Annotated in this window: 1 protein-coding gene; it reads right to left on the minus strand. The window is 65.1% G+C overall.

The genetic code is table 11. The features are described 5' to 3' along the window. A partial coding sequence (locus Q5762_RS39890; protein ID WP_315897209.1) for a bifunctional hydroxymethylpyrimidine kinase/phosphomethylpyrimidine kinase occupies positions 1 to 213 on the minus strand: 213 nt, incomplete at its 3' end. Between the last annotated feature and the right edge of the window lie 16 nt (positions 214 to 229).

Genomic DNA, 229 nt, shown 5'->3' on the forward strand with positions numbered 1-229 from the left:
GACGGCGTGCGGACCGAGCGAGAGCAACGCCTCGCCGGCGCGGTGCAAATCCTGCGGCGTTCTTAGCTCGAAGCCGCAGAGGCGTTCGGCCTCCGGCAGGTTGGGTGTGATGAGCGTCGCGAGCGGAAACAGCTCGGCCTTCATAGCCTCCACGACACCGGACTCCGCAAGCCTGGCACCACTGGTGGCGATCATGACGGGATCGACAACCAAAGGAATGCCTCTCGCT

The organism is Streptomyces sp. P9(2023) (assembly GCF_032436795.1).
Classification (GTDB): Bacteria; Actinomycetota; Actinomycetes; order Streptomycetales; family Streptomycetaceae; genus Streptomyces.